The following is a 17642-nucleotide window of genomic DNA, read 5'->3' on the forward strand; positions in this document are numbered from 1 at the left end:
CGTTCCCTCTCTTTCCTTAGAAGCCGATATTGTATTTCTTGATTTCGTTGCTTTGCGGATCGATTAGGTGAATTGCACAAGCCAGACATGGGTCGTAGGAACGGATGACACGGACGACATTGATCGGATTGTCCGGATCTGGTACCGGTACCCCAATCATGGATTTGTCAACCGGGCCTAAAACGCCGTTTCCATCTGTCGGTGAAAAGTTCCAAGTCGAGGGGACGACCATTTGGTAATTTGCTGTTTTATGGTCTTCAACTTTAATCCAGTGGCCAAGCGATCCGCGGGCAACTTCAATCAAGCCTGCGCCCTGACCGCTTGCGGGGATTTCCCAATGATCGGTATCATGGATCTTAAAGTTCGGCTTGCCCATTTCGGCAATGAGGGAATCGACCCATTCGAGCATTTTCTTAGCCATAAGAATGGTTTCCACCGCCCGGGCGGCATGACGGGCGACAGCGCCGGGTTTGATGTTATATTTCGTAATAACGTCCATAAGCACTTTCGGCTGCATGACGAGCATACGGGCGAGCGGTCCGACTTCCATCGGTTTGCCTTCATAGCGCGGTGCTTTGACATAGGTATAGGCGTCCTTCTTATCCAAGTCAATAACTGTGTCTTCCTCATAAGGAGTTCTGCCTTTGTCGCTCTTGTACCAGGCATGCGTGATATCTTCCGTGATTTTGTCGATGCTGAACGGATGAACGGTCGCCAGGTTATTGTCGAGAATGATACCCGATGTAAATAACAAGTCTTTTCCTTCTGCATCTCCGGCAAAGCCACCATAAGACATGTAATTGCCATGACTACCGCCAACGCCGGCCTGAGCCAAAGGCAGAAGCGGCCCGGTCCCGAAGGTCAGGACATCCTGGAGGTAGACATTTTCAACGAAGGCGATCTGCTCCATCAGCATGGAACGGTATTGGAAGACTTGCTCCAAAGTAGGCAGTATCGTGACGCCGCCGACTACGATCGAGGATTGGTGTGGTTGTTTGCCGGCGAATATCGCAGACATTTTCTTGGCTTTTGCTTGCATTTCCAAGGCTTTCAGGTAGTGCGCAACAGCCATCGTAACGAGTTCAGGATCGCTGACACAATATTGATCAGGATTGTAACGTGGCGTCAGAGGCGCTGTATCGTTAGCTGCAACCAGTTTCAAAATTTTGTCCTTAACGCCGTTTAAACCAGCGTCATTGCCTTTGTACTGGGCAATCGCCATGACATCCAGATAGTCCAAGGCAGATAGATGATAAAAATGGAGCGGGTGGTTATGCAAGAGCGTTGCGCCGTAAATCAGATTGCGAATAAGACGGCCGCCATAGGGGACTTCGGCACCAAAAGCAGCGTCCAAAGCCAGCGCGGAAGCTAAACCATGTACTGTCGAGCAGACGCCGCAGGCACGTTCCGTAACATAACTGGCATCTCTGGGATCACGACCGATAACCAAGTTTTCAAGGCCCCTGTACATGGTGCCTATGACACGGGAGTTAGAGACGACACCATTTTCGATCTCTACTTCTATTTTCAAGTGGCCTTCAATACGGGTAATGGGATCAATGACAATTTTCTGTGCAGACATTCCTTACTCCTCCTTATGTCCGTGGTCTTTTTTGCCTAAACGGCCGGTTGCTGCCGTAGCTGCAAGATGAACGGCAAGGCCTGCTACGGCAACGCCTCCGATAATCTTGCCGGTAGCATCGGCATTAATTTGGCCGATGCCGGGAAGTTCAAAGCCTTCTTGTTTGTCATAAAGAGGACTGAAGGTTTTAAAGAATCCTGCCTCTGAACAACCGGAACATGGTGAACCGGCGTTGATACAGAAGTTGGTATTGTCGTTGTACCAAACCTGTGCGCAGTCGGTATACGTCTTCGGGCCTTTGCAGCCTTTCAGGAGCAGACAATAGTCTTTTTGGGTGGGGTCATTCCAGTCTTTCAGATAGTTGCCGGCTTCAAACTGGCCGCGGCGCGGGCAGTTGTCATGAAGCAGCTTACCGTAGAAAACGACCGGGCGGGCCTGATCATCCAAGGGTGGAACCGTGCCATAGGTCAGGTAGTAAACAATCGTTCCGAGCATGGTGGCCGGTTTGACCGGACAGCATGGAAGATTGATGACAGGGGTTGAAATGTTGTTTTGTTTCAACAGTTCACGGACGCCGACAGCGTCAACCTCACAGGCTCCGGGAATTCCGGCGCCATCGGTTGCGCAGCTGCCGACAGCAATAATGGCTTTAGCTTTCTTGGAAGCTTCCAGGACGGTTTCCCGGAAAGGTTTGCCGCCCACCATGCAATACCTGTCTTCCTTTGAGGGAATAGCTCCTTCGACAACGAGCACAAAGTTTTCTTTCAGGGCCTCCTGATAAGCTTCCTCGGCCTTATAGCCGGAAGCCGCCATAATGGTCTCATGATAACGGATCGAAAGCATATCCAGGACCACTTCAGCCGCTGACGGGTTCAGTGTTGCCAAAAGTGACTCAGAACAGCCTGTGCATTCCATTCCATGAAGCCATACGACCGGCGGTTTGTCCAAGGCAGTCTCAACAGCCTGAGTGACCTTGGGAGATACTGCAGCAGGGAGACCCAAAGCTGCCGTAGTCGCAGTCATCAGTTTCAAAAAGCTGCGCCGGGATACTCCTCTTGCTGCCAGAGCATCAAATGTGTTCATTCTGCAATTCCTCCTCCACATGTCCAAAAAAATTAAAATTCTTACTTAATATAAAATAGGATAAAAATTATAAATATTTAGGGAAACACTGATTAAATCGCCCCCCGGACAAAAAAATGGTAAAATTAAAGAAAACAGTAACAGGTGGTAAAAATGGGGCAACAAACCTTTTCGGATATAGAATACTCAAACCGACGGAAGAAAACGAAACGAGAAGAATTTCTTGAAATAATGAACGAGATCATCCCCTGGGACGAATGGGTGGCGCTTATACAGCCGCACTATTTTGACGGTAAGCGCGGTCGTCCACCGCTCGGGATTGAAAAAATGCTGAGAATGTATCTGCTGCAGATATGGTTTAGCCTTTCTGACGAAGGTGTAGAGGATGCCATTTACGACAGTTACGCCATGCGAAAATTTATGGGAATAGACTTCATACATGAGCAGGCGCCGGATGCGACCACCCTGCTCAAATTCCGTCATTTGATTGAGGAAAGCGGCTTAGGGAAGGCATTCTTTGAGGCGATCAACCGTTGTTTGGAACAGTGCGGACATATCATGAAAGGTGGAACCATTGTTGACGCCACACTGATCAGCGCGCCATCCTCAACGAAGAACGCAAGCGGTAGCCGCGATCCGGAGATGCACCAAACAAAGAAGGGTAATCAGTGGTATTTCGGCATGAAATGCCATATCGGTGTGGACGCAGGGACCGGTTATATTCATGGTATAGCGGCAACAGGCGCAAATGTGCATGACATAGCCGAAGCGTCAAAGCTAATGAGGCCGGAAGACGAGGTTTTCTACGGTGACGCCGGATATTTGGGACTAAATAAACGACCGGAAATCACAGAGGACCCTCACAAATCACAAATTGATTACCGTATCGCTGAGCGTCCCGGAAAGAAACGCAGCATGGACAATGGCCCTGCACGGGATTTTTATTGCCATATAGAGTTTCGGAAAGCGTCTGTCCGAGCCAAAGTGGAGCACGCCTTTCATATCATTAAGAACATATTTGGCTTCAAAAAGGTTTGTTATAGAGGAATTGCCAAGAATCTGAATAGACTGTATATGCTGGCCGCCAGCGCAAACCTGCTGATGTGCGCCCGAAGCGGCGGCTGGCGAAGCCAATGCGCGTAATCCGGGGATAAGTACGCCTTTTTTCGAGAATTACTCGGAAAAGGCAGCTGAAATCGGCGGCGATAGGGCCGCTAACTTGGGATTATCCCACTTTATTATTTATTGGGATGATAAAAAACGTTATTAATCAGTGGTTCCTTAGATAATACATTTTCGTAAAAATATATTATTGCAGTGAGCAATATACCGAAAAAAATCATCCAAATATATATAAAGTTTATCTATTTTCCAAATTAATAAATGCAAGAAGCGTGCCAAAACATAAAACAGCTGAAAAAACTTGCAAATAAGCCAACACGAAAAGTCATAGCCAGATCAAAATTATTAAAATAGACAAAATATTTATCTTTCTGATACGGATTGTATCATCTAAAGAGACATAAGACCTTGCAAAAATACAACTTAAGGTCAATGCAATCAGTAAAGATGTTCCTGCAACTTAAATTCCGGGTAATTCAACGTGCCGTTATTCATTCCATAAATACCATAAAACATGATGCAGATGACGATGATGATCCAAACAATTGTTTTCATCATGGAGTTCTTGTTAATCAATAAACTGACACCGGCACCAATCAATAGCAGAGGCCAGAGCTTCCTGAGTGATAGGAAAAAAGTCCCGATGATCGAAAACGAAAAAACGTCAAGATTACTAAGCAGCCAGATTACACCGACCAGAATGATCACCGCACCCAGGGTAATATTTTTTTTCATTGATGATCTCTCCTCGCAAACAATACGTAAACGCCAACGGCAATCAAACCTATGGGTAGCAGGATGTCAATGTCGAACCAGTCGAAGAGTCTGTCTGACAAAAATACAGCACCAACAATGATCAGCGCAATGCCAAATACTTTAAGGCTTTTGTCCTTATTGATGGCCTGATTATGATCATTGTTTGGGATATCTGCCGAGTCGGCATAGTTCTGAGAACTGCCAAATGAGCCAAAAGGTTTTTGAGGAATCACTACCCAGCAGACGAGATAGGCAAGAATTCCAATCCCAGCAAAAAATGCGAGCAGCCAGATAATCCGTACAATCGTAGGATCTATTTCAAAATATTCCGCAATTCCAGAGCAGACCCCTGCAATCACTTTGTTTTGAGACCGATAGATTTGTTTACCCATGACCCATCCCCCTTAATCCAATTCAAAAGGAACTTCCTTGATGATTTAGCTTTTTCACGGAATCGAAAAGTCATTTTTTCATAAATCTATGGATTCTCATCATTTATATTCCAGCGGTTCTATTTTGAGAGCTCCATCTGTTCTGGGTAATAATATTCCATTGTGATTTCATAAGACTATATTAACACGAAGGACAGAATGTGGGTAGAAAAATTTATATTATTTTTCTAATAACTTCAGACGGTAAGGTAGACAATGAATAATAACCCCCTCAGATGGAAAAATAATTCTGCTGAATTTGTTTGAGGGGGAATGTAATCTGGATTCGCATCATCACAGAATTACTGACAAAGAAAAGAATAACCTTCATGTTGGGATAGACGGGTCTTTGACACTTGCATAAATATTAAAATCTTTGAAAGCCTTGAAAACAGGGCTTTTTTTGTTAGAAAATCGTCAAATTATTGCTATTTAGTATTGAGCAATTTGTGGTAATGTGTTATAATATAAGGGTATGGAGGTGTTTGTTATGAAACTTACGCTATCTAAATCTAAAAATGCCACATCGCTTTTATGTTACGAAATCAATTTACGTGAATGGTGTACATACTTCAAAAATGGTCGAAAAACTGGGAACACTTGCTGAACTGGAAAAGAAACTAAACGGTGAAGATCCTATCGAATGGGCAAAAAAGTATATTGCAGATCTGAACCAAAAAGAAAAAGAGGAACAGCGGGATGTCTTAGTCAAATATTCTCCTTCCAAAATCATTGCTAGAGATGAACAGCGTTTCTTTAACGGCGGCTACCTTTTCCTTCAGAAAATATATCACGAGCTCGGGTTACATCGGATCTGCAAAGAACTCTCCACCAAATATAAATTTTCTTTTGATCTTAATTCAATTTTGTCCAGGCTGCTTTATGCCAGGATTATTTTCCCTGCCTCTAAGCTGGCAACCCTTGAGCTGTCCAAAAAATTTATTGAACAGCCCAATTTCGAGCTTCAACACATCTACAGGGCGCTTGAAATCATTGCTAAAGAAATTGATTTTATCCAGTCTTCCCTTTACAATAACAGTCTGAAAATTTCCAAACGCAATACCGGTGTGCTTTATTATGACTGTACGAATTATTCTTTGAAATTGAGGAGGAAGAAGGCCTTAAGCAGTATGGGGCATCAAAAGAACACCGCCCAAATCCCATTGTCCAGATGGGGCTGTTTATGGACGGTGACGGTATTCCCATCGCTATTGATCTTTTTAATGGCAATACTAATGAGCAGCTGACGCTAAGACCTTTGGAGAAAAAAATCCTGGCTGATTTTAAACTTTCCAAGTTTATCGTCTGTACGGATGCCGGTCTCGCTTCTCAAAAGAACCGGGAATTCAATAACGAAGGCGAACGGGCTTTCATTACCACCCAATCAATAAAAACTGAAGAAACACCTCATGGAATGGGCACTGGATTCTACCGGTTGGAAACTTTTCGGTGAACGTAAAAGCTATGATATTACAGAACTTGATGAGAATACGGATAAAGATAAAGTTTTTTATAAAGAGCGCTGGATCAAAGAAAACGATCTGGAGCAGAAGCTTATTGTGACCTTTTCTTTGAAATACCGAAATTATCAAGCGAAAAATCCGTGATTCCCAAATAGAACGTGCCCGAAAAACAATGGCTTCAAACCCGGGGAAGTTAAAGAAATGCAATGCTAATGATTATAAAAGATTTATTGAAAAAGATACTGTACGGATGACGGTGAGGTAGCAGATAATGAATTGTACAGTATTAACACTGACCTGGTTGCCAAAGAAGAGCTGTTTGACGGTTTCTATGCCGTCTGTACTAACCTTGAAGACGAAGCAGCGGCAATCATCAAAGTGAACCAAAGGCGTTGGGAGATTGAAGAGTGTTTCCGAATTATGAAAAGCGAATTCAAAGCCCGACCAGCATACTTAAGCCGTGATGATCGAATAAAAGCACATTTCACCACGTGTTTTATGTCTTTGATCCTCTACCGTTTTCTTGAAAAGAAGCTTGAAGAAAAATATACCTGTAGCGAGATTATTCAAGGATTAAAGGATATGAATTTCTTTGAAGTTAAAGGTGAAGGTTATATTCCGACCTATACCAGAACCGATTTTACAGATGCTTTACACAATATCTTTGGTTTCCGTACCGACTATCAGATCGTCAGTACCAGTCAGATGAAAAAAATTCTCAAAAGTACAAAGTCATAAAAACATTACTCACTTTTTTAAAAATGTAAAAGCCCGGATTTCCCTTGTTTGCAAGGGGTTCCAGGCTTTTTTGCTCTTTAAAGTGTCAAAGATGAGACTATATTAACACGAAGGACAGAATGTGGGTAGAAAAATTTATATTATTTTTCTAATAACTTCAGACGGTAAGGTAGACAATGAATAATAACCCCCTCAGATGGAAAAATAATTCTGCTGAATTTGTTTGAGGGGGAATGTAATCTGGATTCGCATCATCACAGAATTACTGACAAAGAAAAGAATAACCTTCATGTTGGGATAGACATAGGTTCCACCACTGTTAAAATTGCTGTCTTAAATAAGGAAGGCGTTCTGTTGTTCAGCCGGTATACCCGGCATTATTCGAATATCTGGAGCACGTTGCAAAGGCTGGTGGATGAAGCCGGTCAGAAATATGCGGCATTTTCGCTGACGGTAGCAATTACAGGTTCAGGCGGACTGGCTGTGGCTGAACATCTGGACATTTCATTTATTCAGGAGGTCATTGCCGGAAGCAAAGCAGTGGATCGTTATCTGCCAGGAACGGATGTTGTCATTGAGCTTGGCGGAGAAGATGCCAAGATAACCTTTTTTGACAAGGGGTTTGATCAGCGGATGAACGGGATCTGTGCGGGAGGAACCGGTGCTTTTATTGATCAAATGGCTGTCCTGTTAAAGACGGATGCGGCTGGTCTGGATGCGCTGGCTGCCCATAGCCGGGTCATCTATCCGATTGCCGCCCGATGTGGGGTTTTTGCCAAAACCGATATTCAACCTCTCTTAAATGAAGGAGTCCGCAAGGAGGACATTGCAGCTTCGATCTTTCAGGCGGTTGTAAATCAGACCATTGGAGGGCTTGCCTGCGGACATAAAATTAAAGGGAAAGTTGGCTTCCTCGGAGGACCACTTCACTTCCTACCGCAGCTGCGAGTTCGGTTTCAGGAAACGTTGGGGCTGAAGGATGAAGATATGATTGTGCCGGGAAATTCCGAAGTTTATGTAGCTATCGGAGCGGCCCTCGCCTCTGCTCAGGATAAAGATATTACATTTGAACAGCTTGGTCAAAAATTGAGAACAGACAAAAAAAAGCTTCAGTATGAAACAGCCAGACTTGATCCACTTTTTGCAGATGAAGAGGAATACCGCGCGTTTGTAAGGCGGCATGCCCAAAATATTGTCAGCACAAATCAGCTGGAGATGTACCAGGGCCAATGTTTTTTAGGTCTGGATGTAGGATCTACCACGACAAAAGCTGTTTTGATCGATCCGCAAGGCACCCTTCTTTATTCCGCCTATACTAATAATGAAGGCAACCCTTTGGCTTCAGCAGTCAATATTCTGAAAGAACTATACAACAGGCTCCCGGAAAACACAAAAATTGCTTATTCTGCCGTGACTGGCTACGGAGAAAAACTGACTCAGGCAGCTCTTTTTTTTGATATGGGGGAAGTTGAGACCATCGCTCATTACACAGCCGCCAATCATTTCCTGCCTGGAGTCAACCTGATTCTGGACATCGGCGGACAGGATATGAAATGCCTGAAAGTAAAAAACGGTGTGATTGAAAATATTATGTTAAACGAGGCCTGTTCATCCGGCTGCGGTTCTTTTATTGAAACATTTGCGAGGTCACTGGAAATGAATGTGGCGGATTTTGCCCGCAAAGGACTTTTGGCTCAAAATCCTGCCGATTTAGGATCGAGATGTACGGTTTTCATGAATTCCAAAGTAAAACAGGCCCAAAAAGAAGGAATGACCGTCGCGGATATTTCGGCAGGATTATCCTACTCCGTGATCAAAAACGCGCTCTATAAAGTAATTAAGTTAAAAAGCTCTGAGGAATTTGGTGAAAAGGTTATTGTCCAGGGAGGGACTTTCTTGAATGATGCTGTGGTTCGCAGCCTGGAACGGACCATTGGCCGAGAAGTCGTCCGTCCGGACATTGCCGGCCTCATGGGTGCCTTTGGTGCGGCCCTCTTGGCCAGGAACGCCTGGCGGGAGGGAGTGGCTACGTCGCTGCTTTCCCCAGATCAAATTAATAACTTTTCGGTGGAAGTCAGCGCAGCCCGCTGCGAAAACTGTCAGAACCACTGTTTACTTACGGTCAACTGTTTCGGTGACGGGCGTAGGCACATTACAGGAAACCGCTGTGAAAAAGGATCAGAACGCGATCAGACAGATGAAATTCCGAATCTCTATGCCTATAAACTAAACAGGATCTTTCATTATACGCCACTGGCCAAAGAAAAAGCAGTCAGAGGAACCATCGGGATCCCAAGGGTTTTAAATATGTTCGAGAATTATCCTTTTTGGTTTACTTTTTTCACCCGTCTTGGTTTCCGGGTCGAGCTGTCGCCGGTTTCCACCCGAAAGGTTTATGAGGCGGGCATGGAGACAATTTCTTCCGATACCGTTTGTTATCCTGCCAAACTTGTTCACGGTCATATCGTGTCATTGATTAAACAAGGCGTGAAGTTCATATTTTATCCCTGCATACCGAAGGAGAGAAAAGAAATAGCCGGGGCGGACAACTGCTTTAATTGCCCGGTGATCAACGCTTATCCGGAAGTGATCAAAGCCAACATGGACGAGTTGAAGCAAAGCGGTGTCCAATTCTGGAATCCTTTTCTGCCGTATGAAGATAAAAAAAAGCTTAGTAAGAGATTGTATGAAGAACTGAAACATTCAGGCATTACCCTTGCAGAAATCATCCAGGCCGTCGACGCAGCCTGGAATGAAGATCTGAATTTCAAACGGGATATCCGCAAAAAAGGAGAAGAGGTCTTGCAATGGCTTGCAGAAACAGGAAATCGCGGGATTGTCCTTTCCGGCAGGCCTTACCATCTGGATCAGGAAGTTAACCACGGCATACCTAAAGTCATCACGGCCCTCGGAATGGCAGTGCTTACAGAGGATTCGGTAGCCCATCTCGGAAAAGTCACCAGGCCACTTCGGGTTCTGGACCAGTGGATGTATCATTCCCGACTTTACGAAGCAGCAGATTTTGTTGCCGGAAGACCGGAGCTAGAGCTTGTCCAGTTAAACTCATTCGGCTGTGGGCCGGATTCGATTGCTGCGGAACAAGCCCAGGAAATTTTACATAAAGCCGGTAAAATCTATACCATGATTAAAATAGATGAGGTCAGTAATTTGGGTGCAGTCAGAATAAGGCTTCGCTCGCTTAAAGCTGCGATGGATGCCAGAATAAAACATGACCATCTGATAGAGGACCCGGCAAAGGGGCCAAATGCCGTTCAGAGACCAATATTTACCAAGGAAATGCGTAAAACACATACCATTCTTGCTCCACAGATGGCGCCGATCCATTTTGAATTTGCCCAGGAGGTCGCCCGTTCGGAGGGGTACCATTTTGAAGTACTGGCTATAGTTGAAAAAGAAGATATTGAAGAAGGCTTGAAATATGTTAACAATGATTCCTGTTACCCTTCGGTCATTATTATCGGGCAGCTGTTAAGGGCATTGAAATCCGGAAGATACGATCTGAACAACACCTCAGTCATTATAACCCAGACGGGGGGGCCCTGCAGGGCCAGCAATTATTTGGGGCTATTAAAGAAAGCGCTTCAGGTCTCGGGACTGGAACACATTCCGATACTCTCGCTCAATGTCGCAGGCTTGGAGAAAAACCCCGGATTTAAGTTGACGGTCTCCATGGCGGTCAAAGCAATCATGGCCATGCTTTACGGAGACCTGCTGATGAAGGTTTTCTACCGGGTAAGGCCTTATGAAACAAATGCGGGAACAGCGGATCAGCTTCTGAGAAAGTGGATAGATATCTGCAAGATCAATGTTGCCAATGGAGACTGCAGCTTATTTCGTGAAAACCTGAAGGGCATTGTTCGGGATTTTGAAAATATTGAGATTGTTCAGCAGAGAAAACCCCGGGTTGGATTGGTCGGGGAGATCCTCGTAAAATTTCACCCTGCGGCGAATAACAACATGGCCGAGTTTATTGAAAAAGAGGGCGCAGAAATGGTAGTTCCGGGACTGATGGAGTTTTTACTTTACTGCTGCTATGGGAAGGAATTTAACTATAGATATCTTGCCGGTAAGCGATCTTCCAGAGTCATCGGAAATCTGCTGGTCAAGTATATGGAAAGCTATCGTGAAGATTTAAGGGCTGCCTTAAAGAATAGTAAAAGATTCGATATCCCGCCAACGATTCAGGAGATGGCGGAAAGTGTCAAACCATTCCTTTCCCTGGGCAACCAAACCGGAGAGGGTTGGCTGCTGACTGCGGAAATGGTGGAGCTGATCAAAAGTGGCGCCAACAATATTATCTGCATGCAGCCGTTTGCCTGTCTGCCGAATCATATTACCGGCAAAGGAATGATCAAGACCCTGAAAGAGCAGTATCCCCAGACCAATATTGTTGCCGTGGATTATGATCCCGGAGCCAGTGAAGTGAACCAGATCAATCGGATTAAGCTGATGCTGGAGAGAGCTTTTGGCTGAATCTTTCGGTCTATTCTACCCATTGTTTTAAGTGCCTGTTTTTTATAAATTTAAGTATCTTATCCTTGGCTCTTGTGCTAAGATAATGTGGGAAGATTTGACCAGGTTATGATAAAGGAGGAAGTAAAGACTGTGTCAAAAAAAGAAAACGACTTTTTTGTACTTATGAAGGAAAACGCGCAGCTTATTTGCGAAAGCTCGCTGGTATTAAAAGAAGCAGTTAAGGATCCCACCACTTTCCCGGTCAAGATGAAGGAACTCATTGATTTGGAACACCGTGCCGATGATATTACCAACAAGATCATTGACAACCTGAATAAGACACTGGTGACGCCAATGGACAGGGAAGACCTCTACTCATTGGCGACAAACATGGATGATATCATTGATTTTATTCAAGGCGCCTTGGAACGGATGATCATGTATAAAGCGACGCCGCCCCACTCCGGGGTTGAAGAGCTGATTCGGGTTCTAGATGACTGTATTCATATTATTAAAATATCTGTGGACAACCTTCCCAGTATTCGCACCAAATTAAAGCTTATTCTTGAAAACACAGAAAAAATCCATAAACTGGAAAGCGAGGGAGATCGTTTATACCGGAGTGAAGTAGGCAAGCTGTTCGAAAATGAAAGCAATCCGATTGAAATCATTAAATGGAAAGAAATACTGGAACATCTGGAAGACGCCACGGACCGTTGTGAAGATCTCGCGCTTGTAATAAAAGGGGTCGTATTAAAATATGTCTAGTCTGCATATTGCATTATTCGTTGTCGTACTATTTGCGTTGGCATTTGATTTTATCAACGGATTTCATGATACTGCCAATGCCATAGCCACTTCGGTTTCGACAAGAGCGCTTACGCCAAGAACCGCAATCATTATGGCCGCGGTACTTAATTTTATCGGCGCGATGTACAGTACAGGGGTTGCCAAGACCATTGCAAAGGACATTGTCGATGCGAACAGTGTTACTTCCGAAGTGATGATCGCCGCACTGATCGGAGCGATTTTCTGGAATCTTTTGACATGGTATTTTGGTATTCCGAGCAGTTCTTCCCACGCGATTATTGGGGGAATCCTCGGAGCCGGGATCGCGGCAGCGGGACTCGGTGTTGTCCAGGGGGCCGGCATCAAGAAAATTATCTTGGCGCTGCTGTGCTCGCCGCTCGTCGGCATGGGACTCGGTTATCTGATCATGACCATTCTATATTACCTGTTCCGCAATAAAGCGCCGATGAAAACGAACAATATCTTCCGGAGGCTGCAGATGGTTTCAGCCGCACTACTTGCGTTTAACCACGGTTCTAATGACGCACAGAAATCCATGGGTATTATCACGCTGGCGCTTGTCGCCATGGGGGTACAGTCGACGATGGATGTTCCGCTCTGGGTAAAGCTCCTGTGTGGAATAGCCATTGCTTGCGGTACAGCAGTGGGCGGCTGGAGAATCATTCATACCCTCGGTGCCAAAATCTTTAAAATTGAGCCGATCAACGGATTTGCCGCAGATTTGTCATCCTCGATCGTTATCTGGGTAGCGACGGCGTTTCCGGGTCTCCATCTGCCGGTCAGTACCACGCACGTGGTATCCGGTTCCATTATGGGAGTAGGCGCTGCCAAACGTATTTCGGCCGTGCGCTGGGGCGTTGCGCAGCAGATGCTGATTGCCTGGTGTCTGACGATTCCTTCCACGGCAATCGTCGCAGCTCTGTCTTATCATCTGATTACACTCGTGGAGAGAATTCTCTAATCTAATATTCTAACGTAAGATACTGGAATTCTGCATCTTATATCGGATAAATACCAACTGATGCTATAGATGCTTTTATACAATCAGGTAAGCAGATCGTAGATTCAGTCTTCTTTTTTAATCCTCAGGAGGGTAAGGGTTACCCGTCTGGGGATAGCTTCTTTTTCATCAGGGATATTGAATAATTATGCATGATGAGGTATAATAATGCAATATTGCGTATTATTGAGATAAAGGAGAATAATGATGGTTCAATTAAACAAAGGCAAGTTTAAAGGCAGAGATTTTATTACACTGAATGCTTTCACAGCAGAAGAAATCTCATATATGGTTGACGTCGCCATGGAATTGAAGGCTGACAGAAATGCCGGAATTCCCCACCCTGTCCTGCAGGGGAAGGTTTTGGCGATGATCTTTACCAAATCTTCGACGAGAACCAGAGTGGCATTTGAGGCCGGTATTTATCAGCTCGGCGGCTCCGGAATGTTTCTGAGCGCCCGCGATATCCAGCTGGGACGCGGTGAACCGATCCAGGATACAGCAAGGGTCTTGTCCAGGATGGTCGACGGCATTATGATCAGAACGTTCAGCCATCAGGAGGTTCTTGATCTTGCCGAGCATTCCTCTGTGCCGGTCATCAATGGCTTGAGCGATTTTCTGCATCCGACACAGATTCTGGCCGACCTTTTGACCATTAAAGAAACAAAAGGCAAGATTCAGGGATTGAAATTAACCTATATCGGTGACAGCAATAATGTGGCAAATTCCCTGCTGCTTGGCGGCAGCAAGATGGGCATGAACATCGTGATTGCTTCACCTCAGGGATACCAGCCGGTTCCGGAAATTATGGATCTGGCTTGGAAGAATGCATCTCTCAGCAGAAGTACGGTGCAGATCGTCGAAGATCCTGTGGCGGCTGCCAGGGGAGCGGATATTCTTTATACCGATGTTTGGGCCAGTATGGGACAGGAAGAACAAAGCGAAATCAGGAAGAAAATTTTTGCGCCGTATCAGATCAATGACGAAGTGCTTGGGGCAGCTCATCCTGAAGCGATCGTCATGCACTGTTTGCCTGCCCACCGCGGAGAAGAGATCACCGACAAAGTGATCGAAGGTCCTCAATCCGTGGTATTTCAGGAGGCTGAAAACCGGCTTCACGCCCATAAAGCGATTATGGCGCTGGTCATGTAATAAATATAAAATAAAGGAGAAAGCGTATGGCTAAAGTAGTGCTTGCCTATTCAGGCGGACTGGATACATCCATCATTATTCCATGGCTGAAAGAAAACTATGGTTATGAGGTTGTCGCGATGGCGGCAGATTTGGGACAGGGAGAGGAACTGGAACCTCTTCATGAGAAGGCTGCTAAAACCGGAGCCACCAAATTATATATTGAAGATTTGAGAGAAGAATTCATTACGGATTTCATTTACCCGACGCTTCAGGCAGGAGCCGTGTATGAAGGCAAATATCTTCTCGGAACATCCTTTGCTCGTCCGCTTATTGCCAGAAGGCTTGTGGAGATTGCTGAAAAAGAAGGCGCAGTCGCTGTTGCGCATGGCGCGACAGGGAAAGGCAACGATCAGGTTCGCTTTGAACTGGCTGTCAAAGCGCTGAATCCTGATCTGAAAATTATTGCTCCGTGGAGAGAGTGGGACATCAAATCGCGGGATGATGCGATTGATTATGCCAAAGAACGCGGAATCCCTGTCCCGGTTACCAAGGACAGACCGTACAGCATGGACCGTAACTTGTGGCATTTAAGCCATGAAGGCGGTGACCTCGAAGATCCCTGGAATGAACCGAAGGATGATCTTTATCTACTCGGGGTTTCCCCGATGCAGGCGCCGGACCAGGCCGCGTATGTGCTGATCGATTTAGAGAAGGGCATACCAGTAGCTGTCGATGGGGAGAAACTTGCACCGATTCAGCTGATCGAGAAATTGAATGCCCTGGGCGGCAAGAATGGAATCGGGATTGTCGACATGGTGGAAAACAGGCTTGTCGGGATGAAGTCGCGCGGGGTATATGAGACTCCCGGCGGGACAATTCTCTATGCCGCGCATCAGGCGCTGGAACTGTTGACCCTTGACCGTCAGACCCTGCATTATAAGGAACAAATTGCGCTGAAATATGCTGAGATGGTCTACGATGGTGTCTGGTATTCACCGCTGAGAGAAGCACTCGATGCGTTTGTAAAAGTTACACAGAAAAATGTTACCGGAACCGTCAGGATGAGACTATATAAAGGAAACTGTACACCGGTAGGGATAAAATCCCCTTATTCGCTGTATAATGAAGAATTTGCAACGTTTGGCGAAGATGCTGTCTACAACCAGAAAGACGCAGAAGGTTTTATTAATCTGTTTGGACTGCCTCTTAAAGTCCGCGCTTTAATGGAGAGAAAATCAGGCTTACGTTAATCATGATGCGCAACGGTGCGCGAGCATGGATTTGCGGGCATGAACACAAGGATGTCAATTGTCTAAGCACATTGCGCATTCTTGTGTTCTGTCATATTGTTGCGTTATACTATACTTAATTTTGATTCGGAAGGAGTTAAACCAATGAAACTTTGGGGAGGACGTTTTGAGAAAGACACCGATTCCCTGGTCGAAGATTTCCACTCATCGATCTCATTCGACCGGCGCCTTTATAAATTTGATATTATGGGAAGCATTGCTCATGCCGGAATGCTCGGCAGGATAGGTATCCTGTCAGCCGAAGAAACGGAGAAAATAATAGGGGGACTGGAATGCATTCTGGCGGATATTCAGGCGGGAAGGGTTGAATTTGAAGTCGGAGCCGAAGACATCCATATGAACGTTGAGAAACTACTTACGGAAAGAATCGGTGATGCCGGTAAAAAGCTCCATACCGGACGCAGCCGGAATGATCAGGTTGCGCTGGATTTTCGGCTATTCTTAAGAGAAGAAATCGACAACACCAAAGATCTCCTCACTGCGCTGCTGGAAACCCTGCTTGACTTGAGTTCCGAACATCTTAAGACTTGGATGCCCGGATATACCCATCTGCAAAAGGCCCAGCCGATAACCCTGAGCCATCATCTTATGGCCTATGTCCAAATGTTTTTGCGCGATCTGGGACGACTCGGAGATACTCGCAAGAGACTGAACCTCTCCCCGCTCGGATCGGGCGCGCTGGCGGGTACGACCTTTGCTTTGCGTCGGGAAGAAGTAGCTGCTGAACTGAATTTTGACGGCGTCACGCTTAACAGTTTAGACGGCGTTAGCGACAGAGATTTTGCTTTGGAATTTCTGGCAGCTGCATCTATCATGATGATGCATCTGAGCAGGCTGTGTGAAGAACTGATTATCTGGTCGAGCGGTGAATTTTCTTTCGTTTCGATTGATGATGCCTATGCCACCGGATCGAGTATTATGCCGCAGAAGAAAAATCCTGATGTCGCAGAACTCGTCAGAGGGAAAACTGGCAGGGTGTATGGGGATCTCATAACACTGCTCACCGTTATGAAAGGACTTCCCCTGGCTTATAACAAAGACATGCAGGAAGACAAGGAATGTGTGTTTGATGCTGTGGACACCATCCAAAAATCGTTGCTGGTCATCCGGCCGATGCTGGCTACAATGAAAGTGAATGCCGATATTATGGCAAGGGAAGCTAAGAAGGGCTTTACCAATGCCACAGATTTGGCTGATTATCTGGCCAAAAAGAATGTTCCTTTCCGCGAAGCCCATGCAATTGTGGGCAGGCTGGTACTGGAATGTTCCCGCAGGGGCTGTTCGTTGGAGGATCTGACGCTGGAAGAACTGAAAACAGTATCCGAATTCTTCGAGGAAGATCTTTATGAGGCTATTTCTCTTCAAACCTGCGTTCAGAAGAGGAGCGTTACCGGGGGTCCTGCACCGGAGACCGTTCAGACAGCGATACAGTTTAGTAAAGAAACTCTGGATCAACTTAGGTGGTAAAAAACAATTAAGAAAACAATCAAGTGTAAATTTAGCACGAATAATGGTACATTTTACTGCCTTCAGAGTATTAATCAAGAAATTTTAAGAATATGTTAAGAATATGTAATTAGAATGTAAAAAATGTGAAAATAACAAATAGCCGGCGATGCTGAAATGACGGTACATAGCAAAGAATGCTGACAGAATCCAACGGTCATCTTAAAATTTTGTGGATAAAAATGTGGATATTGTGGATTAAGTTAAAAGAATGGATTCTAAAAAAATATA

General features: G+C 45.3%; 11 protein-coding genes and 1 pseudogene. 8 read left to right on the plus strand and 4 right to left on the minus strand.

All coding sequences use genetic code 11. From position 1 onward, the window contains the following. Positions 1-16 precede the first annotated feature (16 nt). Both DEHRE_RS02635 and DEHRE_RS02640 read right to left on the minus strand, forming a co-directional pair. Positions 17-1582 carry a nickel-dependent hydrogenase large subunit gene (locus tag DEHRE_RS02635; RefSeq protein WP_025205213.1) on the minus strand — a complete coding sequence of 522 codons (1566 nt, stop codon included), beginning with the start codon at positions 1580-1582 and terminating at the stop codon, positions 17-19. A 3-nt stretch (positions 1583-1585) separates the two neighbouring features. Continuing rightward, a complete protein-coding gene (locus tag DEHRE_RS02640) occupies positions 1586-2665 on the minus strand; it encodes a hydrogenase small subunit (RefSeq protein ID WP_019225239.1) in 1080 nt (359 codons plus the stop codon). A 153-nt stretch (positions 2666-2818) separates the two neighbouring features. On the opposite strand from DEHRE_RS02640, the gene DEHRE_RS02645 reads away from it, so the two are divergent. Next, positions 2819-3808, plus strand: coding sequence for an IS5 family transposase (locus tag DEHRE_RS02645; RefSeq protein ID WP_019226936.1), 990 nt, complete (start codon positions 2819-2821; stop codon positions 3806-3808). Positions 3809-4225: 417 nt separating this feature from the next. On the opposite strand, the gene DEHRE_RS02650 is transcribed toward DEHRE_RS02645, so the two are convergent. Together DEHRE_RS02650 and DEHRE_RS02655 are read right to left on the minus strand one after the other, a co-directional pair. Beyond that, on the minus strand, positions 4226-4522 hold the full coding sequence (locus DEHRE_RS02650) for a LiaI-LiaF-like domain-containing protein (RefSeq protein ID WP_019225240.1): 297 nt from the start codon (positions 4520-4522) through the stop codon (positions 4226-4228). Continuing rightward, positions 4519-4935: a PspC domain-containing protein gene (locus DEHRE_RS02655; protein ID WP_019225241.1), complete on the minus strand. Its 417-nt coding sequence runs from the start codon at positions 4933-4935 to the stop codon at positions 4519-4521. Before DEHRE_RS02655 ends, DEHRE_RS02650 begins: the two co-directional genes overlap by 4 nt. Before the next feature lie 529 nt (positions 4936-5464). Here DEHRE_RS02655 and DEHRE_RS15605 point away from each other — a divergent pair. The 7 genes and pseudogenes from DEHRE_RS15605 (at position 5465) to argH (ending at position 17372) form a co-directional block, all read left to right on the plus strand. Then, positions 5465-7175, plus strand: a pseudogene (locus DEHRE_RS15605) (IS1634 family transposase). Between the two features lie 219 nt (positions 7176-7394). Beyond that, positions 7395-11669, plus strand: coding sequence for a 2-hydroxyacyl-CoA dehydratase (locus DEHRE_RS02665; RefSeq protein ID WP_025205214.1), 4275 nt, complete (start codon positions 7395-7397; stop codon positions 11667-11669). Positions 11670-11801: 132 nt separating this feature from the next. Continuing rightward, positions 11802-12419 carry a DUF47 domain-containing protein gene (locus DEHRE_RS02670; RefSeq protein WP_019226820.1) on the plus strand — a complete coding sequence of 206 codons (618 nt, stop codon included), beginning with the start codon at positions 11802-11804 and terminating at the stop codon, positions 12417-12419. Further along, positions 12412-13422 (plus strand): inorganic phosphate transporter, encoded by a 1011-nt coding sequence (locus DEHRE_RS02675; protein ID WP_019226819.1) that lies wholly within the window; start codon positions 12412-12414, stop codon positions 13420-13422. The genes DEHRE_RS02670 and DEHRE_RS02675 overlap by 8 nt, the downstream gene beginning before the upstream one ends. Positions 13423-13668: 246 nt before the next feature. After that, the gene (gene argF, locus DEHRE_RS02680) at positions 13669-14613 is read left to right on the plus strand and encodes an ornithine carbamoyltransferase (RefSeq protein ID WP_019226818.1); all 945 of its coding nucleotides are present in this window, start codon (positions 13669-13671) and stop codon (positions 14611-14613) included. Positions 14614-14639: 26 nt separating this feature from the next. After that, positions 14640-15845 (plus strand): argininosuccinate synthase, encoded by a 1206-nt coding sequence (locus tag DEHRE_RS02685; protein WP_019226817.1) that lies wholly within the window; start codon positions 14640-14642, stop codon positions 15843-15845. A gap of 144 nt (positions 15846-15989) precedes the next feature. Continuing rightward, the gene (gene argH / locus DEHRE_RS02690; protein WP_019226816.1) at positions 15990-17372 is read left to right on the plus strand and encodes an argininosuccinate lyase; all 1383 of its coding nucleotides are present in this window, start codon (positions 15990-15992) and stop codon (positions 17370-17372) included. Positions 17373-17642: the final 270 nt, after the last annotated feature.

It is taken from the genome of Dehalobacter restrictus DSM 9455, from assembly GCF_000512895.1.
Classification (GTDB): Bacteria; Bacillota; Desulfitobacteriia; order Desulfitobacteriales; family Syntrophobotulaceae; genus Dehalobacter; species Dehalobacter restrictus.